This window comes from Flavobacterium nitratireducens, assembly GCF_029625335.1.
GTDB lineage: Bacteria > Bacteroidota > Bacteroidia > Flavobacteriales > Flavobacteriaceae > Flavobacterium > Flavobacterium nitratireducens.
Genome location: NZ_CP121111.1, coordinates 1448241 through 1470468 on the forward strand (window position 1 = coordinate 1448241; position 22228 = coordinate 1470468).

The following is a 22228-nucleotide window of genomic DNA, read 5'->3' on the forward strand; positions in this document are numbered from 1 at the left end:
TTAAAAAAATGAAATTTATAAAGAAAATAGTTTTTGTAACGGCAATTATAGCTTGTACACAATGTTCGAGTGATTTTTTAGATAAAGCACCATTAGATACTATAAATACCTCTAATTATCCTAAAAATGCGACAGAATTAATTACAATAGTAAACGGAGCCTATCAACCTTTGCAATGGCCAAAGTTATATAATTTGCGAATGTGGACTACCGATATCATGGCAGGGAATAGTATCGTAGGAGCCGGTGGTGGTTCAGACGGTATTGAAACTCAAGACATGTCTAATTTCACTACGACAACTGATAATCAAGGCGTTTTAGATATGTGGAGAGGTCCATGGCCGGGAATATTAATGGCTAATACTGTTTTAAAAGTAGCTCCTACTTTAACGATAGATAATGCTATCAAAGATCGTTCAATAGGAGAAGCTTATTTCTTACGAGCTCACTATTATTTCATTTTAGTACGTTTCTTTGGAGATGTACCCTTAATTACTGAACCGGGTAGTTCAGATACTGATTTATTTCCTGAAAGAGTTTCTAAAGATTTGGTTTATCAACAAATTATTTCTGATTTAGAAAAGGCAGCCGAATTATTACCCAATAAAAGTGAGTATTCAGGCAGTGATATAGGAAGAGCTAACAAAGGAGCTGCTTTGGGAGAATTGGCGGAAGTCTATCTTACACTTGGGAACAATTGGCAAAAAGTAGTCGATTTGACCACTCAGGTAGAAGGCTTGGGCTTTGCATTGAACACTAATTACGAAGATAATTTCAATCCTAATGCAGAAAATTCTGATGAGTCTCTTTTTGAAATACAATATGCTAGCGACGGAGGCTATAGTTTTTGGAATAACGAAAATCAAGCCGCCTGGACTAGTCCTTTTATGGGGCCTAGAGGAGCCAATTTCGTTGGAGGAGGATATGGATGGAATCAACCCACACAAGAATTTATTGATAGTTATGAAGCAAATGATAAAAGAAAAAAAGTAACTGTTTTGTACGATGGCTCTCCTCAATTTGATGGAAAAACATACCAAGCTTCCTATTCAAGCACAGGATATAACGTGAGAAAATTTTTAGTACCATTGAGTCTAGTTTCTTCTTTTGATAACAGTCCAATGAATTTTCCTGTATTACGATTTTCAAATATTCTATTAATGAAAGCAGAAGCATTGAATGAGTTAGGACAAACATCACAGGCTGAAATCCCTTTAAATAAGGTTAGAAACAGAGCCGGGCTTCCAAATATTGCGACCGGTTTGAGTAAAGATCAATTTAGGGAAAAAGTATTGCATGAACGAAGAATAGAATTGGCTTTTGAAGGACAAAGATGGTTTGACCTGATACGTGTGAATAATGGTCAATATGCACTTGATTTTCTTCATTCGATTGGAAAAACAAATGCAACGCAAAAACATTTACTATTTCCAATCCCTCAGATAGAAAGAGATAGAAATTCAAAATTAACCCAGAATCCTGGTTATTAAATATTAGATATTATGAAAAAAAATATTTTTATAAAAGCAGTTTACTTTCTTAGTGTCTTATTCATGGCATTACTGAATACTTCATGTGAAGAAACTTTAAAGGATTCAATTGTTAATTATAACGATGAGTTAAAACTGACGGTTTCCAACCCGAATTTAGTGCTTCAAGAGTCAAAACAAAATGAAAACCTTACTTTCAATTGGACCACAGGAACGAATCAAGGGACAAGTGCTTCGATTAGCTATACATTACAAATAGATAAAGCAGATAATAATTTTGCTAATGCTCTTCAATATGATTTAGGTGTCAATAAGTTTTCTCAATCGATAAGTATTAAAAATCTAAATTATATACTGTTAAACACCTTTGGAGTTAGTCCGGGAGAAGCTCAAGATTTTGAAGCAAAAGTGATTGCAACGGTTGCAGGATTAGAAACTGAACCACAAATTTCAATAGTTCCTTTTACATTAACCCCTTACAAGCCTGTTTCTACAACATTATTTATAGTTGGAGACGCTACACCAACAGGCTGGAATATTGCAAATGCGGCAGAAATGACTCCTTCAACATCTAATCCTGGAGTGTTTGTTTACCAAGGATCTTTAAGCACAGGATCGTTTAAATTACCTGTAAACAGAAATGGTTGCTGGTGTCAGGATTTTTATACTCGTGACGCTACAGATGCGACTAAAATAGTACATAATATAGCTGGAAGTGGTGATGATTTGAAGTGGGAAATTACCCAAGGAGGGCAGTATAAAGTAACGGTAAATTTATTTGACTTAACTATTTCTATTGAAGCAGTAAGTGCTCCGCCATTTTCTAATATTTACATTGTTGGCGATGCATCTTCTAGCGGTTGGAATATAAATTCGCCACAGGCTTTTACACAAAGTAGTTCCAATCCATTCATCTTTACTTATGAAGCGCATTTCACGGCTGGAAGTTTTAAAATTTTAGCTGGTTCTACCGGAAACTGGTGTGGAGAATGGTATCGTCCTTTAACAGATGGACAAGCTTTAACTTTGACAGATGTAGAACAAAATTCAGGTTGTAATCCGGATAATAAATGGACAGTTTCTTCCTCGGAAGCCGGTAGATATAAAATTACTTTAAATACAGCCAATAATACCATTAGTATTCAAAAAGTGAATTTATACATCATTGGTGATGGAGGACCTAATGGATGGAATATAGGTACTCCTTCTCCTATGACCTATTCAAACGGTGTTTATACATTTACGGGTCAATTAAATGTGGGAGAATTTAAAATTTCGAAATTCAAAGGAGATTGGTGCGATGGAGACTGGATTAATGCAGCTACAGCTAATCAATCTATTTCAAATGGCAGTTATATTATTACCCATGGCTGTGATGGTCCGGACAATAAATGGAAAGTACAGTCAGGAAATGCAGGAACACATACGATAGCTATAAACTTAGATACTCATACCATGACAATCAATTAGACTGTATTTGGTTCAATGCTTTTAACAGTGTCATTAAAGTAATGACACTGTTACTTTTAATTTAAAATTTTATTTTATGAAACTAATAAAAATAAATAATTGCTTTTTAGTGTTAATTGCTTTGCTTTTTTTACACTGTACGAAACCTGAAGACACATTCAATTATACACCTGAAGAAACTCAGCTGGTTACAGAAGTGGTATTAAAAACCGATAAAACAAAGTATGCTCCCGGAGAAACTGTTACTTTTTCTTCCGACAAAATGTTATCCGGTTTTACTGTAAGATACAAACACTTAAACAACGTAATCAAGGAAGAACCAATGAGTGGTAAAACATGGACTTGGACAGCCCCGGCAACTGATTTTAAGGGTTACATGATTGAAATATACAAAGCCAACGATAATGTCGAAACTATTGCAGGAACAATAGCCGTTGACGTTTCTTCTGATTGGGCAAAATTTCCAAGATATGGTTTCCTGAGTGAATTTGGAAATGTTTCAGATGCACAAATTAATGCCAATTTGGATTTTTTAAAGGATTTTCATATTAATGCTATTCAATATTACGATTGGCTAAACAAGCATCATGCTCCATTGAAAATGAATGGAAATGTTCCTGCAACTTCATGGGTTGATATTGCCAATAGAAGCATTTCATTCAATACCGTTAAAAACTATATCGACAAAGGGCATGACAAAAATATTGCTTCCATGTTTTACAATCTTTTGTATGGTACCTGGAATGATTATGCCACTGACGGCGTTTCTCCTGAATGGCTGATATATAACAATAACAGTCATACTAATGTAAACAAACATCCTTTACCAGGTTGGTTGAGCGATATTTATGTTACAAATCCGGGAAATACAAACTGGCAGAATTATATTTTTGATAAAACTACTTTAGTTTATAATAATTTAAATTTCGATGGTTGGCATCTGGACCAATTAGGTGACAGAGGAACGGTATATGATTATAATGGAAATACCGTTCAAATTAATCAAACCTTTACTCCATTTCTTAAAAATTTAAAAACCAAATTCCCTAGCAAGAAAATGGTTTTAAATGCTGTTAATCAATACGGTCAATCCAATATTTTAAGTGCTGGAGTTGATATAGCTTATACTGAAGTTTGGGATCCAAATAATACTTATAAGAGCCTGGCAGATATCATTAAAGATAATAACTCTCTTTCAAACAACCAGGTTAATACTGTATTAGCAGCTTATATGAATTATGATAAAGCGAATTCGGCAGGATTTTTTAATACTCCCGGAGTATTATTTACTGATGCGGTAATCTTTGCTTTTGGAGGTTCACATTTGGAATTAGGAGAGCATATGCTGGCTAAAGAATATTTCCCAAATAATAACTTGCAAATGAGTGGCGAATTAAAAAAACGTCTTCAAAAATATTACGATTTTATGGTAGCTTATGAAAATATTTTAAGAGAAGGTGGAACGTTCAATTCCCCGGTACTGAATTCAGGTGATGGACAACTTAATTTGAAAAACTGGCCTCCAGTTGCCTCTACCGTTTCGGTAATAGGTAAATCTTTGGCAAACAAACAAATTCTTCATTTAATTAATTTTTCTAATACCTCAAATCTAAATTGGCGTGATACCAATGGGGAACAAACAGCACCCGCAGTAAAAAAGAATTTTACTTTAAGCTTAGCTAATAGCAATACTGTATCTAAAGTATGGTATGCTTCTCCTGATTTAGATGGTGGTGCTTCAAAAGAACTTACATTCACTCAGGTAGGAAGTAATCTTATTTTTAAGGTGCCTTCTATGCAATATTGGGGAATGATAGTAGTCGAATATTAATAATCCAAACAAATAGTAGACTTTCTATTATTTCTAATCAATCATCAATACAAAATGAAAAAGACTTTTTTTAGAGCTTTAATAGCTGTATTATTCTTCAATGCAGCTATCGCCCAACAATTAAAATCGCCGAATAGCAAATTGCAAATGGAATTTTCTTTGCAAAGTGATGGCACTCCTATTTACAGTTTGAATTATAAAGACAAAGCTGTTATAAAACCAAGTAAACTAGGATTTTACCTTAAAGACGATACTAAATCGTTACTCAATGATTTTGCTGTTATTGACACTAAAACAACTATTTTTGACGAAACGTGGAAACCGGTATGGGGCGAAGTAGCCTCTATTCGTAATCACTATAATGAATTAGCAGTCACTTTAAATCAAAAAGGAACCGATAGACAAATGATAATTCGTTTCCGTTTGTTTGATGACGGACTTGGATTTCGATATGAATTTCCTCAACAAAAAAACCTAGTCTATTTTACTATAAAAGAAGAGCGTACACAATTTGCAATGGCAGGAGATCATACTGCTTATTGGATTCCTGGAGATTATGACACTCAGGAATACAATTATACCACTTCAAAACTTTCCGAAATAAAAAGCTTAATGGAAAAAGCATACACAACAGGAAATGTTTCGCAAACTTCGTTCTCTCCAACCGGTGTGCAAACTTCTTTAATGATGAAAAGTGCCGATGGATTGTATATCAACCTGCATGAAGCAGCCTTAATCAATTATTCTTGTATGCACCTTAATTTGAATGACAAAAACTTTGTTTTTGAATCCTGGTTAACTCCTGATTCACATGGAGATAAAGGTAAAATGCAAACGCCTTGTAATACGCCTTGGAGAACCATTATTGTAAGCGATGATGCACGTGCTATTTTAGCTTCTAAAATGACTTATAATTTGAACGAACCAAGTAAAATCAAAGAAACTTCATGGATTAAACCAACAAAATATGTAGGTGTTTGGTGGGAAATGATTTCAGGAAAAAGCAGCTGGTCTTACACTGATGAATTCCCTGCAGTACAATTAGGTGTTACCGATTTTACTAAAGCGAAACCTAATGGTAAACATGGTGCAACTACTGCTAATGTAAAAAGGTATATCGATTTTGCAGCTAAAAATGGATTTGATGCTGTTTTGGTTGAAGGTTGGAATACTGGTTGGGAAGATTGGTTTGGTAATGCTAAAGATTATGTTTTTGATTTTGTGACACCTTATCCTGATTTTGATCTAAAAGGATTGAATGAATATGCGCATTCTAAAGGAATAAAACTCATTATGCACCACGAAACTTCAGGCTCTATACGCAATTATGAACGCCACATGGATGATGCTTACAAGTTGATGAAACAATACGGCTATGATGCTGTGAAAAGCGGATATGTGGGGAGTATTCTTCCTCTTGGTGAAACGCATTACAGTCAATGGACGAATAATCATTATCAATATGCCATCGAAAAAGCAGCCGATTATCAAATTATGGTAAATGCACACGAAGCAGTGCGTCCAACAGGAATTGCACGTACTTATCCGAATCTTATCGGAAACGAAGCTGCTCGTGGAACTGAATACCAAGCTTTTGGAGGTGAGCGAAATCATCCAAATCACGTTACCATATTGCCTTTTACAAGATTAATTGGTGGCCCGATGGATTACACTCCGGGAATTTTTCAAATGGATGTTACAAATGGTTCGCATGTAAACGCTACCATTGCAAACCAGTTGGCACTTTATGTTACCATGTACAGTCCATTGCAGATGGCGGCAGATTTTCCTGAAAATTATGAACGTTTTGCAGATGCCTTCCAATTTATTAAGGATGTTGCCATAGATTGGGATGACAGCAAATATCTGGAAGCTGAACCGGGTCAATATATTACAGTAGCAAGAAAAGCCAAAGGAACTAATAATTGGTTTTTAGGAAATGTAAATGGAGAAACTCCTCGTACATCAAACATTGATTTCGGCTTCCTTGAAAAAGGTAAAAAATACACCGCTACTATTTATGCTGATGCAAAAGAGGCAGATTATAAAACGAACCCACAGGCCTATACCATTCGTAAAATAACGGTAAGCAATAAATCAAAGTTAACACAACTTTCTGTACCTGGCGGTGGTTATGCTATCAGTATTATTGAAATTAAAAAATAATTTTCATTTCAGCAGTAAACAAAATTAATACAAGCGCTTTGAATTATGAAAAAAACATCAATTTATATACTCCTGATAAACCTATTCATTCAGGTTAGTCTTAACGGACAAAATTCAGGAAAAGAAAGTCAAACTCTTGGCAATTGTACCTCATACACAACACAGAATAATCAGGTAATTTTTAATTGTGAGAACAAAGCGAAAGTACTTTTACAATTTTGCAGTGGTCAGGTGTTAAAAGTATGGATTTCAGTTGATGGGACTTTTAAACGCAATAACGAATCTTTTGCTGTTATCAATGAAAACTTGGGTTGGTCAGGAAATATTAATGTTAATGAAGAGACCTCAGCTTATGAAATTTTCACAGAACAACTTAGAATTAGAGTTAACAAAAAACCATTTAAATTACAAGTATTTGATAAATACCAAAAGTTACTATTTGGTGATTATAACGAGAAAGGATTTGTAAAAAATGGCACCCAAATAGCCACATACAAAACATTAAAATCAGATGAACAGTTTTTTGGTTTAGGAGAAAAAGCAGGAACTCTTAACCGTCGTGGAAAGAGCTATAAGATGTGGAATAGTGATCAGCCTTGTTATGGCGTCAACGAAGATCCTCTTTATAAAAGCATTCCCTTTTTTATGAGCAGCAATCATTATGGGATTTTCTTTGACAACACCTATAAAACGGAATTTAAATTTGGTAGCGAGTCTAACGATTATTATTCTTTTGAGGCTGTTTCAGGCGAAATGATTTACTATTTTATGTATGGGAATGATTATAAACAAATCATGCAAAATTATATTGCTCTTACCGGTAAACCCATCATGCCACCAAAATGGGCATTAGGTTTTGCTCAATGTCGAGGCAATTATACTGCTGAAAAACAAGCTAAGGACATTGCTGCTGAGTTTAGAAAAAGAAAAATACCCTGTGATATTATATATCAAGATATTGGCTGGGTTGAAGGACTTCAGGATTTTGACTGGAAGAAAAGCAACTATCAAAATCCTAAACAGATGCTAAAAGAATTGGAAGACCAAGGATTTAAAATGATTATTTCTCAGGACCCTGTTATATCCCAAGCAAATAAAAAGCAATGGGAAGAGGCTAATTCTAAAAACTATTTTGCAATAGATACTCGTACTGGAAAGAGTTATGATATGCCGTGGCCATGGGGCGGAAATTGTGGAGTAGTTGATTTTACTAAACCCGAAGTGGCTGACTGGTGGGGAAATTACCAACAAAAACCCTTAAATGATGGTGTACGTGGATTTTGGACCGATATGGGAGAGCCAGCCTGGAGTAATGAAGATGCAACTGACCGACTTAATATGAAACATCATTTAGGGATGCACGATGAGATTCATAATGTGTATGGTTTTACCTGGGACAAAGTAGTAACCGAACAATTTTACAAGCATAATCCTAATAAGCGAATATTTCAAATGACAAGAGCTGCTTATGCGGGATTGCAACGCTACACATTTGGATGGTCTGGAGATTCTGGAAACGGCAACAATGTTTTAGATGGATGGAGTCAATTTGCGAATCAAATTCCTGTGGGACTTTCTGCCGGAATGGGTATAATTCCGTTTTGGACTTCTGATATTTCAGGTTATTGCGGTGATATCAAAGATTATGATGCTATGTCTGAATTATATATTCGCTGGATGCAGTTTGGTGTCTTTAATCCGCTAAGTCGTGCACATCATGAGGGAGGAAATGCAGTAGAACCATGGGTTTTTGGGACTCAAGTGGAGAATATTACCCGAACTGCTATTGAATTAAAATATAAATTATTCCCATATATCTATACCTATGCCCGTGAAGCACATGATACAGGATTGCCTTTAATGAGAGCATTGTTTTTAGAATACCCCAATGATACTGAAACATTCGGATTAGACGAACAGTTCCTGTTCGGTAAGGAATTATTAGTTGCTCCAGTTGTCGAAAAAGGAGCTGTTACCAAAAAGCTCTATTTACCAGAAGGAGAATGGATTAATTATAACGATAGTAAGACTGTTTATAAAGGGAAACAATGGATAACCGTTGAAGCTACTTTAGATGCTATCCCATTGTTTGTTAAAAAAGGAGCCATAATACCTAGCATGCCAATAATGCAATACATACATGAAAAACCTGTTTATCCTGTTAGCTTTGACGTTTATCCTGGCAAAGTTGGCAAAGAATCTTCCTTTGTTTTATATGAAGATGATGGAGAAAGCAGGGATTATGAAAAGAATATCTTTTGTAAAACAAAAATTACTGCCTTAACTAATTCATCAGGCTACTCGATACACATAAATGCCAGAGAAGATAAAGGTTACAAGCCAGCAGGTTCCAGAAATTACATTGTAAAATTGCATACTAACAGTAAGCCTAAAAGCATATTGGTAAATACTTTAAAAATTAAAAAAGAAAAAACGGAAGTGTTAAACGAAAAAGCGCTTTCGAATTATGAAAATCTATCCTATAGTTGGGATGAAAAACAAGGGATAATTTATGTCAAATTACCCGATACCGGTTTGGATCTTCATATAGAGATTAATTCTTCAAAATAAAGAAATTTTATCCTAAGTAAAATTCAAAAACATAAGTCTATTTAGGATAATTCCTTGATAACATTAAAAAAAATACTGATCAAATAAATAATGACTTCAAAAAACACACAAACCCAATGGGGGCAATTTATACCTTTAGCAATTGTATTTTTCTTTTGGGGATTTGTCGCTGCCAGCAACGATATATTAATTCCCGTATTTAAAAAAGCTTTTGATTTAACCCAAGGTCAAAGCCAGTTTGTATCGATATATCAAAAGGACAGCTCCCTTTTGTTTTTACAAATTGTGTATTTTTAGTTGATTTTTAATTTAGGTCTGATTTTTCCCTTTGAGTGCCATATTTAAAAAAAAGACAAAAAAGAGCTCCAATTAGACTTTTATGGAGGGTAATGTGGTCAAAAATGGTTGGTGATTTTTCATTTTGGATTAGTTAAATTAGGCTGTCAAATTGAAGAGGAAGTTGGCTCTGCTGAGGAGCAACCAACCAGCAATAAATTTGATGATTATACGATAATTAAAAGGATAGTTTTTAGCTATCCTTTTTTTGTTTAATTATCGGCAATCTGATATGGCTTAGAAAAACCTATTTCAGATTTGGTTTTTATAATATAAATACCATTTCAAGAAGTTCTTCCTATTGGCTAAACTTAATCCTCTATGGATATTCAAGTTGCCTTTTAAGTGTCCAAAAAAGGATTCTAGAGAGTTTGTTGAGTTGGGTATTTTGTCATCCTTCAAGTACAGGAACATATTAGGTATAGCTTTTTTGATTACATTAAATGATCTTCTAACCATTTTATGAGTATACCAATATCTTCCTGTTTCAATATTAGATGATTTTTGGTTAATAAAATCTCTATATCGTTCTTCCCATTGAATGAGTTCTATTAGCCATAATTGTCGTTTGTATTCAGAATCAATATGATGGATTTTTATTGCTATTTGTTTGAGTTCAAAACCTGATTTATGTTTAGGGTTCTGTGTAAGCCATATTCTACACATTCTTGAAACATGGACTAAACATCGTTGAAAAGGTACTCTTGGACAAACTTTTTTAATGGCCTTTATAGATGATTTATCTCCATCAGATGTAATGCTTTTTATTTTGATTCCTAGACTTAATAAATTTTGCAAGTCTTCTGCTATTTCTTCAAAATGCTCTCCATTAGTCATTCTATAAAGCTGTGTCGACTTTAAATGAAAGTTTCTATAAACCACCAGACAAATATCGTTAGAAAATAAGTTCCATCAATTACCAGGTAAATTTCATCTGTTGAACTAAATTCTAAAATTGGAGCTTTGGATAGCATTTTAGAAAAATAACGTTGTAATGTACTTTTGCTATACCCTGATTCGACCGATATTTTATCAAATGTATCTTTCCCTATTACCCAGTTTCTAAACCAAATTTCTTTATTAGAATCCGAAACTGATTTATTATTTGATGTAAATAATTGTCCGCAATCTTTGCACTTAAATCGTTGTTTATTTTCTCTTTTTCCCCATTTAATAGTTTGAAGACTTTTACATGTGGGACAGCGCTTTTTTTGAGTTATTCATAAATAAAAAAAGTTTATTGAAACGAATTTCAATAAACTTTCGGAAACATCATATTTCACAATGCTTTGCAGCGTTTTTACCAACCATTTTTGACTATTAAACCATTTTAGAACAAAATCAGGAGAAGCAGGTCTTTTTATTGGTAATAATAAATTTAATGGAACCGGAATTACGTTAGGAGCCTCAATTTTATTATTAGAACATGCTTTTAACAAATTAGGCCTTGAAACCATTTTTGCCAAAGTCAAAAACAGTAATAGCAATGCTATTAAATACAACAAACTCCTTGGTTTTATGGAGGACAAACCACACAACACCGAATTCACTATTTATAAACTAAAAAAAGAACAATTTTACAATATTAAACCTAAGCTCATTAACCTCTTACAATAATCTAGCGCTGTAAAATACGCCATCTTATCTCATCTAAATAAGCTTTTATAATTTGTAAAATATTCTTTTTCTCCAAATTCAAATAATTCAAAGTGAACAAGCTTGGATTTAAAAACCATTTAATTAGCCTATTTGGAAAACTCAAAGTACCATAAGGAAACTTTTTAAGAACAAAATAAGGTTTCAATTTAGGATAAATAGTTTTAAAAAACACTTTTCTATTGTGCTTGTAAAAATTATTTTTTCTGGAAACTAATACATCCATCCCAATGTGAAAAGTAAGATGAGCATCAGGAACATAAAGGGGATTTTTTGCAAAAGAAAATATATTGTGTACTAATGTCGCCTCCAGAAAAGAAATTCCAACACAAATAGTATCCAATTCAAATAAATCTAAAAGTGATCTTTTGAAAACAAAACAATCAAATCCAGGATGTGATTTACCCAAATCAGCATACATCATTGGCAATTGTTCTACCTTATCATATTCACTAATTAATCGTCTGCGATTAATAACTACAGCATCATGTCCCTGCGCTATAAATTGAAAAACGCTGTCGTAAAAATGAGGCATCAATGCAATATCTACATTAGTATAAATACAATAATCACAGGAATCAATTTCTTTGATTTTATCTAAAATATCTTTAATAAGCGGTAACTTTCGTGATTTTAAATTTGAATTTAAATTTAAAACGGATCGGTTTAAATTAGAAAGTACTTTAAACCCTGCCGGTATACAACTTTTATCTTCTTCAAACTGGGTCGTACATAATGTAATTTGTTCTTTGTACTTAGAAAAATTTCGGGCAACCAAAATACTCTCAAAAGTGATTGGTTGAGCATAATACAAGTCAGATTTTTTATCTACTTTTACAGGATTAATTATATGTACTAAATGAGTCAATGAAGAAAATTTTGTTTAACAATATTCGACAAACTTACAATTTTACAAGAAATTTAGAACTATTATTTTCGGACTATGAGTTAATCAGAAAAAAACACTTCTCCAATCTTTGTTTAGATAAACTTAATGATATTTATCCAAATTGCGAATTGTTCCTAACTCATTCAGCTACAGGAGCTCTTGAAATGATTGCTTCTTTAATTGATGTACAAGTTGGCGACGAGATTATAATGCCTTCATTTACATTTGTAGCTACTGCCAATGCTTTTGTTTCAAAAGGAGCCACTCCTGTTTTTATTGATATCAATCCTAACACCCTTAATATTGATGAAACTCTTATTGAACAAGCCATAACTCCAAAAACAAAAGCTGTTATCGCCATGCACTACGCAGGACATCCATGTAAGATGAATGTTTTAAAAGAAATCTGTAAAAAACATCAATTATATTTAATTGAAGATGCAGCAGTTGGTTTTGGTAATAATTACAAAGATCAAGCTTTAGGTAGTATGGGTGATTTTGGAGCAATCAGTTTTGATGTTACCAAACATATTTCTGCGGTTCAGGGAGGGCTTTTACTTATAAACAATGAAAAATTCAAAGAAAGAGCCAACAATATTTATCATTTAGGTACTAATAGAAACGCTTTTCAAAAAGGAGAAACCCCCTATTATGAATGGGTGGATATAGGATCAAAATATCAAATGAATGAATTGAATGCGGCATATTTATATGACCAATTGTGTCAGTCCGATGAAATTTTTCGGATTAGGCAAGAACTCTCCAAAACATATTATTCTAAGTTAAAGTTCTTAGAAGAAAAAAATCTATTAAGGCTCATTCCTAAAGATTTAGTAGGTTCAAACATTCATGAGTTCTATATTATTTTAAATTCAAAAGAGGAAAGGGAACGACTAAGAATTTACCTAAATCAAAAAAACATAGAAGCTTTATTTCATTATATTCCATTACACAACACTGGTATGGGACTAAAAACCGGAAGATATGTCGGAGCCAAATTCACTGAAGATATTTCGAACCGATTATTACGACTTCCTTTCCATACAGAACTAACCATCAATGAAGTTGAATATATTACTTCTTTAATTTTTAACTTTTTTTTTAACAAATAAATCTACACCGATTTTGTTTTTTTCATAGCAAAGATTGTCTTATCTAACAAATCTTTTAACAGGATAATTTACGACTTAAACAATTGATTAACTAACATTTACTTTCACCACACTCTCTTTACCTTTACATTTCCGTAACCTGTTTACCATAATTAATCCTACAATTTCTTAACATTATTCAAAAAAATAAATTATATTTGATTGTAAGAACCTCTTTAAAAAAACTGTTAAAAAAAGACAAAATAAGACTTATACAACATACTATTATTAATCCATTTTTGCATTAAATTAATTAAAAAAATCTAGTAAATATTGTTTAAATAAATAAAACACCAAGAAGCGATGGATCAATTCCTAAAATTTGATTTGTTTGAATTAGCTAAAAAAGACAGTCGCATTAACGATTTTATCTTGGAAGGTTCGCCTTATGGAATTTGGCATTGGGATTTGGAAAACCCTGAAAAACATTGGATGCATCCTAAATTAGGTTATATATTGGGATACAATAAAGAAGAGATACAAAAAAATAATTCTTGGAGAAATATAATTAATCAGAATGATTTAAAATTTGCAATAGATAATTTTAAACACTTTCAAAATTCCTCATTAGAAACCTATGAGCAAATAGTGCGCTATACTCATAAAAATGGTTCAATTGTACATCTACTTACAAAAGGTTTACGCCTTAAAGATGATAATGGTAAATTTATAGGGGTAATTGGTATACTTAATAACGTTACTGAAATCAAAAAATTAGAAGCTGAAATCAAAAAGAAAGATGACTTTTGGAGAGAAACCTTAGAAAAAATGGATTTTGGATTTCAAATCATCGATAATGAGTTTAAATATATTTATCTCAATAAAAAGACAGAAGAATTCAGTAAATACCCACCAGGAAGTTTAATCGGGAAAAAGATGACAGAAATATACCCTAACATAGAAACAACTGATCATTTTCATGCCATTAAAAAAGTAATAGAAAAAAAAGAAATTGAAATAACAACAAACGAATTCAACTTCCCTAATGGAGAAATTGGGAGATTCAATAATATCATTCAGCCGATTGAACAAGGAATAGCAATTTTAACTCACGAAGTACCCCTCAAAATAATTATGAAAAATATTGAACTAAAAGAAAAAAAAGATCAATTATATAAACTTTTGCAACAAGTTCCAGGTGCACTTTACCAATACCGCCTTTACCCTGACGGAAAAGATTGCTACCCCTATGTTTCAGAAAAATTTTGGGAAATACTAGAATTACAACCTTATAACATTAAAGAAAGCTCCACTAATATTTTCAAGGATATACATCCTGATGATCTTGAAAGGATAAATGCTAGCATACAAAACTCTATTAATAATTTATCTGTTTTTGATATAAAATACAGGGTAGTATTACCCACTAAGGGAGAACGATGGATTCAGGCTATTTCTCAACCTGAAAAAATGGAAGACGGAAGCATTTTATGGAGTGGCTATATAAAAGACATCACTGAAAATCATCAAGCTGAACAAGAATTAGAAAATAGTATACTACGTTGGAAATTTGCACTTGAAGGTGCAAATGATGGGGTTTGGGATTGGAATTTAATTACAAATGAAGTTTATTTTTCGCCCCAATGGAAAGCCATGTTTGGTTTTAAAGACCATGAAATCACAGGGAGTTTAACGGAGTGGAGCACTCGAGTTCACCCTGATGACCTAAAAACATGTCTCGAAGACGTCAATAATCATTTGGAAAGCAAAACCGAAATTTATTCAAATATTCATCGGGTGTTATGCAAAGATGGTACTTATAAGTGGATATTGGACCGGGGTAAAGTAATTGAAAAAAATGAAAAAGGGAAACCTATTCGAATGGTAGGAACTCACACCGATTTAACTGAAAGAAAAAAATTGAAAACATCCTAATTGAAAAAAATAAAGAACTAGAGCAATTTGCCTACATCAGCTCACATGATTTACAGGAACCACTAAATACAATAATTTCTTTTTCTCAATTATTAAAAGAAGAAAACCTAAGTGATATTGGTCAAAAAAGCATCGAAGCTATTGAAAGTTCTTCTCGAAGAATGAAAGAATTTATCAAATCATTATTAGAGTATTCTAAAGTGGGAACTCACAGTAAAAAAACAAACATTGATATTGAAAGTCTCATTGAAAACCTTAAAACAGACCTAACTGATTTGATTCAAAAAAAAGAGGCAACTATCCAATATATTGGACAACCAATACATATAAATGCTTATGAACAGGAAATAATAAAATTATTTCAAAACTTAATCGTGAATGGTATTAAATACACAAGCGATGAAACCAAACCGCTTATTATCATTGACTCGATTGAGCATAAAAAAAACTACCAATTTAGCATCAAGGATAATGGAATTGGAATTGATTCGAAACAGTTTGACAAAATATTCGAAGTCTTTCAAAGACTACACCGTAGAGATCAATATGAAGGAACTGGAATAGGTCTCTCCTACTGTAAAAAAGTAGTGAATTTACATGATGGAAAAATATGGCTTGAATCCGAAATAGGAAAAGGAAGTACCTTTTATTTTACTATTGCAAAATAATTATTTATGAAAACACTTGAAAGATTACTACTTGTCGATGATGATGCTTTTACAAACTTATTTAACAAGATTGTATTAGAAAAAGCTAAGATTGCTAATGATATAAAAGTTTTTCAAGACGCAAGAGAAGCATTGAAATACCTTGAGCGAGGAACAGAAAATGTAGATTTGATTTTATTAGACATCAATATGCCTCTAATGAATGGATGGCAGTTTCTGGAAGAGCATGAAAAACTAGAAGAAAACAAAAAAGTTCATATCATTATGATGCTTTCCTCCTCTATTTCCAATGAAGATATAAAAAGAGCTAAAGACATTCCTGCTATAAAAAAATTCATACGTAAACCTCTTTCGTCCGAAACCATAAAAGAAATTTTAGAAATATGTTAAATTTCCTCCAAACAAATTATCGATTTAATTTAAGAATATCCAAATCGATTTTGATACTAAAATTAGCGGAGGGCATTAAGAAAACTTCTTGGTCATACTAAAAAAATAAACTTTTTACAACCTGTTTTTTTTTATGTAGTTTCTGAAATAACATGTCACTATAATTTTATAATCGTTCTTAGCGTACATAAAAAGTTTCTTGATTATTTTTTCCCTCTCAAAACTTTAAATAATCTAAATTTACGTGAGTTCGATATAATCACGTAATAAATATGTAAAAATAATTGTACAAAAAGCAAAGGTTAATATATTTAAAGCACTTAATTTCAAATAAATACTAAACTTTTACTTATGCTTTCGCTAGATAAAATTACTAGTATTTTTTGCTCTATTGATGATTTTTGTAAAGATTTTGTGCTAAACTGGGAAAATCAATTTCTTTCAAACGGGAAAAAACGAATAAGAAAATCTAATTTATCACTTTCTGAAATTATAACAATTCAAGTTCTTTTTTCATATTTCTGGTTATAGAAATTTCAAAACTTTTTATCTGGATTATGTTTCGCAATTTTTAACAAATGAGTTCCAAAATTTGGTTAGTTATAATCGAATGGTAGAACACAAATCCACATCTTTTATTCCGATGATGATTTATTTAAAAACTAAAAGTTTGGCAGATTGTACAGGTATCAGTTTTGTAGATTCCACACCATCAAGAGTTTGTGATAAAGGAGCATTCATCAAAATAAAACTTTTAAAGGCTTTGCTCAAAGAGGTCAATGTTCCTTAGGTTGGTTTTATGGATTTAAGCTTCACATTGTAACTAACGATTGTGGAGGGATAATTGATTTCATGCTAACTCCAGCTAATGTTCATGACACCTCACCTTTAAAAATGAAAGGATTTATCAAGAAACTATACGGTAAACTTTTTGGTGACAAAGGATATCTTTCCAAAGAACTTTTTCAGAATCTATTTTCAAACGGAATACATCTTGTTACCAAATTAAGAAAGAATATGAAAACTAAACTTGTAACCCCGATTCAAGACGCATTTTACCTCAGAAAAAGAGCCATAATTGAAACCCTATTTGATCAATTAAAAAACATTTTCCAAGTAGAACATTCCAGAAATCGTTCGCAAACAAACTACTTCAATAATATTTTTTCCGCTCTGATTGCTTACAACTTTGCAGACAAAAAACCGTCTTTGAAAAATAATTTTGTAGACACAAAACAATTAGTACTTTTTCAATAAGTTTATATCGAACTCACGTTAAATTTGAAATATAATTTTTCTTTACCCAGTTGTTCGCTTTTTAAAAATCCTTTATTTTCCAATTCTTTGAGGTAATTCCCCACTGTTTTTTAGATTTCCCAAACCTGCTTTTTCCAATTGATTTCTTTTAGTGTAAGGTAACCGAAACAGTTCCTCCATTAAATATTTAGAATATATTTTTGGCAATTTTTGCTGTATTTCTGCCGCCATAATATTCATAAAATTTTCAATTTCAGCAATTTGGGTTCTGCCTTTTAAAGCTGTTTGCTCTACCATATTGAGCATACACATAATCCAATCCCACCAATTGTCTTCTTCTGTTACTTTTTTAAATTGATATAACACTCGGTTTTATGTTGCATTATGCAATTAAATCAAGTTGCTAGTTAAAATATAAAAAAGTAAGCACCAAAAAAGAGAACTTTGGTTTACCACAACTAAAGACTCAAAAGTATGATGCTTACCAAGGATAAAATTATCTCAATTTTTTGTTTAATCGATGATATTTTACAAGAAATAAAGCATGAAGAAGATATAAGTCGAAAAGTAAGTGATAGTGATAGTGAAATTATATTAACAGCTATTGTGTCGTCAACTTGTTTTTATGGAAATCATTCCTCTGCTATTGGATTTATGAAACAATATGGATTTATTCCCAATATGCTCGATAAGAGTAGATTTAACAGGCGTCTTCATAAGGTTGGAAACCTTCTTTATGAGCTATTTGAAATCGTAAGTACTTATTTCAAGGAGTTTTGTTGTGAAATGCAGTACATTATTGATTCTTTCCCTGTTGCAGTATGTAATAATATGAGGATTCTCAATAGTAAAATTCTCAGGGATAAAAAATGGAGAGGTTACACGGCAAGTATGCGAAACTATTTTTATGGAATCAAAGTACAATTACTTACTACCAAAGATGGTATTCCTATTGCTTTTCATTTTACTCCGGGGAAAACAGCCGATGTAAAAGCTCTAGGAAAAATGATTGATAAATTACCTGCTGAAGCCTCTCTTTATGGAGATAGTGCCTATTTAGATTATGGATTGGAGGATTTTGCACGTGAGCAAAAATGTGTTTTTCTAAAGATTCAAAGAAAATCAAATTCTAAAAGAACAGACACTTTGGAGCAAAAGAATGAAAAATTAAAAATGAGAAAAAGAGTAGAAACAACCATAAGCGATATTAAAAAACTTTTCCAAGAACCATACATGCTGTGACTTTGGAAGGTTTTTTAATAAAGCTAACTTTGTTTGTCTTCGGATTACAATTAAATAAATCAATTAACTAGCAACTTGAATTAATTACTTAAAAATAATGCCGGCAAATCCGCTCGAACCAATAATCTCAAAAAAGTATTTTGGTATCATTTTTTATGGTATGTTTTCAATTAAATTTTGATAAAATTATTATTTGATTAGAAATTAAGCATCTTTCCTCCACTAGTCTCCTCAAAACCTCAAGAAGACTCTTGAGGTTTTTTTGTGGTCTCAAATAAGTCAATAAAATCATCCATCTCATCAATCAAAGATTCGATTTTCCGGTCTGAATAGTCTACTAGTTGAACCAATAACCTCAAGAGTCTTCTTGAGTTTTTTTTGTGCTCTCAAATAAGTCAACAAAATCATCCATCTCATCTATCAAAGATTCGATTTTCCGGTCTGAATAGTCTACTAGAAAAGCTTCCTAGAAATAGGAGGCTTTTTTTGTTTATAACAATACGTAGTTAGTCAGGATCATATCCGCCGCGGAGGATTACTAAGAAAAGCTTTCAAAAATGAGACCCTATATCAGGTATTCAATCCTATTGAATTCCATATTACAAAAAATAAGCTTCACTCTTCCCTATTCTAAACTAAAAATTCTATTTTCGTAAATCATTACTTAAAATAGTTTAAAATGACCTATCAACCAGCAACAAACCGATACGAAAATATGGAATACCGCCGATGTGGTAACTCTGGATTAAAATTATCAGCTTTTTCATTAGGACTTTGGCATAACTTCGGCTACAATTCTAATTTTGAAAACAGCCGTAATTTAATACAGACAGCTTTCGACAATGGAATAACCCATTTTGATTTGGCTAATAATTATGGTCCGCCGCCGGGTTCGGCAGAAGAATGTTTAGGTCGAATCTTGAAATTGGATTTTAAAAATTATCGTGACGAAATGATCATTTCGTCAAAAGCGGGTTACACCATGTGGGACGGTCCTTATGGCGATTGGGGTTCTAAAAAATACCTTGTTTCCAGTTTAGACCAAAGTTTAAAAAGGATGAAATTAGACTATGTGGATATTTTTTATCATCATAGACCCGATCCTGAGACTCCTCTGGAAGAAACTATGGCAGCTTTGAATTTAATCGTTCAACAAGGAAAAGCCTTGTATGTAGGAATTTCAAATTACAAACCTGCCGAAGCTGAAAAAGCATTCAAAATACTAAAAGAAATGGGAACTCCTTGCCTGATTCATCAACCGAAATATTCGATGTTTGAGCGCTGGGTTGAGGATGGCCTTTTAGATTTATTAGGCAAAGAAAAAGTAGGTTGCATTCCGTTTTCGCCTTTGGCACAAGGATTATTAACGGATAAATACGTAAACGGAATTCCAGCCGATTCCAGAGTAGCAACAAGTGGACAATTCTTAAAAGCCGACCATATTACGCCCGAAAGATTAGAAAAAATTGTAGCTTTAAATCAATTGGCTCAGCAAAGAGGTCAAAAATTAGCTCAAATGGCACTGGCATGGATTTTAAGAGATGAGCGAATTACATCGGTATTAATAGGCTCCAGTAAACCCGAACAAATTATCGATTCGATTAAAGCCTTAGACAATACCAACTTTAGCACAGAAGAATTAGACAAAATCAATTTGATTTTACAATAAAAACCATAAAGCCTTAGGATTTCTTAACTAAGGCTTTATTATTTTTGAAAAACTTTTAAAACCAATTTACAGAGTAACAATAAGTTAAAAAAAGGAATCCATTTTTCTGCATTATAGCTATTCCAAGCATTAGTTATTTTCACAAATAAAACTATATTTGCCCCACAAATAGCGGATTTCACTGCTATTTTTATTACTTACGGGCGTAGTTCAAGGGTAGAATAGCGGTCTCCAAAACCGTTGATGGGGGTTCGAATCCCTCCGCCCGTGCATGTACAAATTGTAATTCTATAAAGCCACAGGATTTTTATCTTGTGGCTTTTTTTATAGGGTCTTTAAAAAACAATTGAGATACTTCAACTGGATCATGGCTTAAAAACTTTTTCAAAAAACCATCAATGTAACCAATGGTTGGTTCAAACCAAGGATTAAAAAGGCAAAACGAATGAGGCGAATTTTCGAATTCATGCACTTCTGAATAAATTCCATTAGTATTCAAAACCTTTAAATAATCATCTCTCCCAGCATGCATGCGAGCTACTAAACTATTAATAAATAAAACCCGTAGTGCATTATTAAGTTAAATTAATTTTCAGATTATTGATGTTTCTTCCAAAGACGAATTTGTTTAAATATTGTATAGTGGTTAATGTCGTTATTTTAGAAAGAATCCTTGTTTTAAATCCTTTAAAAGATTTAGCATAATTACGCCTAATCATAAACTGATTACACAATTGAGAGAATAAGGTTTCTATACGTTTTCTAAACTTTTTAAATTGATAAAACTGTGTTTTATAGTCTTTTTGATTCACCCGTTTCGGAGTTTCCAATTCGATATTTACCTCATTAAACAAATCAAGTTGGATGGTTTGAGAGAGGTATCCTCTATCTCCAAGCAACACACAATCTGATAATTGCGATTTTATATCTTTTAGATAATGAATATCATGAACCGAAGCAGGAGTTAAATCAAAACTTTGAAAAACTCCTTCAATAGAACATACAGCATGCAATTTGTATCCGTAATAGTGTAAATTTTGAGAGGCGCAAAATCCTTTATTTGGAAGGGCATAATCTTCTTCTTTACAAATTTTACTTCTTGAAGAACGAGCTATTTTGCAAACCTCTAAAGGCATACTATCAACCACAAAATAATTTTCAAATTCATTAAATTTTTCAACCATTTTCATTCTTATTTCTTCAATATGAAAAAACAACTGTCGTTTTCTTCTGTTATAAACAGTACGTTCGATTTTTGAACCAATATCAAGACCCTTTATTTCTCTAAAAAGCTGATGTTCAGAATCAATAGATTTAAATTCTGCCAAAATAATTAAGCTAATCAGTTCAATGTCAGATAATTTTGGTTTTATAGGTTTGAAATAAAAATTTTCTGTTTTTGTTAGTTTTCGTAATTCCGTAAGAATTAATTCGTAATTTGCCTCTAAGTTGCTCATAGCTGTAATTGACTGGTAATCATTACAATTTAACACTTTTTGGTGTTTTGAGCAACTTCTTTTTATAATGCACTACGGGTTAATATGTATGACAATAATAATTTACATAA

17 protein-coding genes, 1 tRNA gene and 4 pseudogenes are annotated in these 22228 nt (G+C 32.3%); 15 read left to right on the forward strand and 7 right to left on the reverse strand.

Annotation, left to right across the window (positions count from 1 at the left end):
- Window positions 1-8: 8 nt before the first annotated feature.
- The 6 genes and pseudogenes from P5P90_RS06930 to P5P90_RS06955 all read left to right on the forward strand — a co-directional run.
- Window positions 9-1490 carry a RagB/SusD family nutrient uptake outer membrane protein gene (locus P5P90_RS06930; protein ID WP_278036417.1) on the forward strand — a complete coding sequence of 494 codons (1482 nt, stop codon included), beginning with the start codon at window positions 9-11 and terminating at the stop codon, window positions 1488-1490.
- Between the two features lie 12 nt (window positions 1491-1502).
- A complete protein-coding gene (locus tag P5P90_RS06935; protein WP_278036418.1) occupies window positions 1503-2960 on the forward strand; it encodes a SusE domain-containing protein in 1458 nt (485 codons plus the stop codon).
- A 76-nt stretch (window positions 2961-3036) separates the two neighbouring features.
- Window positions 3037-4791, forward strand: coding sequence for an endo-dextranase (locus tag P5P90_RS06940; protein WP_278036419.1), 1755 nt, complete (start codon window positions 3037-3039; stop codon window positions 4789-4791).
- Between the two features lie 54 nt (window positions 4792-4845).
- Window positions 4846-6957 carry a glycoside hydrolase family 97 protein gene (locus tag P5P90_RS06945; protein ID WP_278036420.1) on the forward strand — a complete coding sequence of 704 codons (2112 nt, stop codon included), beginning with the start codon at window positions 4846-4848 and terminating at the stop codon, window positions 6955-6957.
- Between the two features lie 45 nt (window positions 6958-7002).
- Window positions 7003-9528, forward strand: a complete 2526-nt coding sequence (locus P5P90_RS06950; RefSeq protein ID WP_278036421.1) for a glycoside hydrolase family 31 protein — start codon at window positions 7003-7005, stop codon at window positions 9526-9528.
- A gap of 90 nt (window positions 9529-9618) precedes the next feature.
- A pseudogene (locus P5P90_RS06955) lies at window positions 9619-9777 on the forward strand (MFS transporter); the annotation flags it as partial.
- Between the two features lie 339 nt (window positions 9778-10116).
- Here P5P90_RS06955 and P5P90_RS06960 read toward each other — a convergent pair.
- Together P5P90_RS06960 and P5P90_RS14305 are read right to left on the reverse strand one after the other, a co-directional pair.
- Entirely contained in the window at window positions 10117-10701 is a 585-nt protein-coding gene (locus P5P90_RS06960) for a transposase (RefSeq protein ID WP_278036422.1), read from the reverse strand.
- Window positions 10702-10721: 20 nt separating this feature from the next.
- Entirely contained in the window at window positions 10722-11084 is a 363-nt protein-coding gene (locus tag P5P90_RS14305) for an IS1/IS1595 family N-terminal zinc-binding domain-containing protein (RefSeq protein WP_422851735.1), read from the reverse strand.
- 127 nt (window positions 11085-11211) lie between these two features.
- Here P5P90_RS14305 and P5P90_RS14310 point away from each other — a divergent pair.
- A pseudogene (locus P5P90_RS14310) lies at window positions 11212-11481 on the forward strand (GNAT family protein); the annotation flags it as partial.
- A gap of 1 nt (window position 11482) precedes the next feature.
- Here P5P90_RS14310 and P5P90_RS06965 read toward each other — a convergent pair.
- A complete protein-coding gene (locus tag P5P90_RS06965) occupies window positions 11483-12388 on the reverse strand; it encodes a hypothetical protein (RefSeq protein WP_278036423.1) in 906 nt (301 codons plus the stop codon).
- Between P5P90_RS06965 and rffA the strand changes: the two genes are divergently transcribed.
- The 5 genes and pseudogenes from rffA (at window position 12388) to P5P90_RS14315 (ending at window position 17750) form a co-directional block, all read left to right on the forward strand.
- A complete protein-coding gene (gene rffA / locus P5P90_RS06970; RefSeq protein ID WP_278036424.1) occupies window positions 12388-13521 on the forward strand; it encodes a dTDP-4-amino-4,6-dideoxygalactose transaminase in 1134 nt (377 codons plus the stop codon). The genes P5P90_RS06965 and rffA overlap by 1 nt on opposite strands.
- 471 nt (window positions 13522-13992) lie before the next feature.
- Window positions 13993-15435 (forward strand): PAS domain-containing protein, encoded by a 1443-nt coding sequence (locus tag P5P90_RS06975; RefSeq protein WP_278036425.1) that lies wholly within the window; start codon window positions 13993-13995, stop codon window positions 15433-15435.
- Complete coding sequence (locus P5P90_RS06980) at window positions 15435-16103, forward strand: sensor histidine kinase (RefSeq protein WP_278036489.1); 669 nt, start codon at window positions 15435-15437, stop codon at window positions 16101-16103. The genes P5P90_RS06975 and P5P90_RS06980 overlap by 1 nt, the downstream gene beginning before the upstream one ends.
- Before the next feature lie 6 nt (window positions 16104-16109).
- A complete protein-coding gene (locus P5P90_RS06985) occupies window positions 16110-16493 on the forward strand; it encodes a response regulator (protein WP_278036426.1) in 384 nt (127 codons plus the stop codon).
- A gap of 351 nt (window positions 16494-16844) precedes the next feature.
- A pseudogene (locus tag P5P90_RS14315) lies at window positions 16845-17750 on the forward strand (IS982 family transposase).
- 2 nt (window positions 17751-17752) lie between these two features.
- Here P5P90_RS14315 and P5P90_RS14320 read toward each other — a convergent pair.
- The gene (locus tag P5P90_RS14320; RefSeq protein WP_422851729.1) at window positions 17753-17854 is read right to left on the reverse strand and encodes a hypothetical protein; all 102 of its coding nucleotides are present in this window, start codon (window positions 17852-17854) and stop codon (window positions 17753-17755) included.
- Window positions 17823-18116, reverse strand: a complete 294-nt coding sequence (locus P5P90_RS06995) for a hypothetical protein (RefSeq protein ID WP_278036427.1) — start codon at window positions 18114-18116, stop codon at window positions 17823-17825. Before P5P90_RS06995 ends, P5P90_RS14320 begins: the two co-directional genes overlap by 32 nt.
- A 111-nt stretch (window positions 18117-18227) precedes the next feature.
- Here P5P90_RS06995 and P5P90_RS07000 point away from each other — a divergent pair.
- The 3 genes and pseudogenes from P5P90_RS07000 (at window position 18228) to P5P90_RS07010 (ending at window position 20931) form a co-directional block, all read left to right on the forward strand.
- Window positions 18228-19063 (forward strand): annotated as a pseudogene (locus tag P5P90_RS07000) (IS982 family transposase).
- Between the two features lie 608 nt (window positions 19064-19671).
- On the forward strand, window positions 19672-20661 hold the full coding sequence (gene mgrA, locus P5P90_RS07005) for an L-glyceraldehyde 3-phosphate reductase (protein ID WP_278036429.1): 990 nt from the start codon (window positions 19672-19674) through the stop codon (window positions 20659-20661).
- 199 nt (window positions 20662-20860) lie between these two features.
- Window positions 20861-20931 (forward strand) — tRNA-Trp (locus P5P90_RS07010).
- A gap of 37 nt (window positions 20932-20968) precedes the next feature.
- Here the strand turns inward: P5P90_RS07010 and P5P90_RS07015 are convergent.
- Both P5P90_RS07015 and P5P90_RS07020 read right to left on the reverse strand, forming a co-directional pair.
- The gene (locus P5P90_RS07015) at window positions 20969-21193 is read right to left on the reverse strand and encodes an alpha/beta hydrolase family protein (protein WP_278036430.1); all 225 of its coding nucleotides are present in this window, start codon (window positions 21191-21193) and stop codon (window positions 20969-20971) included.
- A 43-nt stretch (window positions 21194-21236) separates the two neighbouring features.
- Window positions 21237-22118, reverse strand: a complete 882-nt coding sequence (locus P5P90_RS07020; RefSeq protein ID WP_278036491.1) for an IS982 family transposase — start codon at window positions 22116-22118, stop codon at window positions 21237-21239.
- Between the last annotated feature and the right edge of the window lie 110 nt (window positions 22119-22228).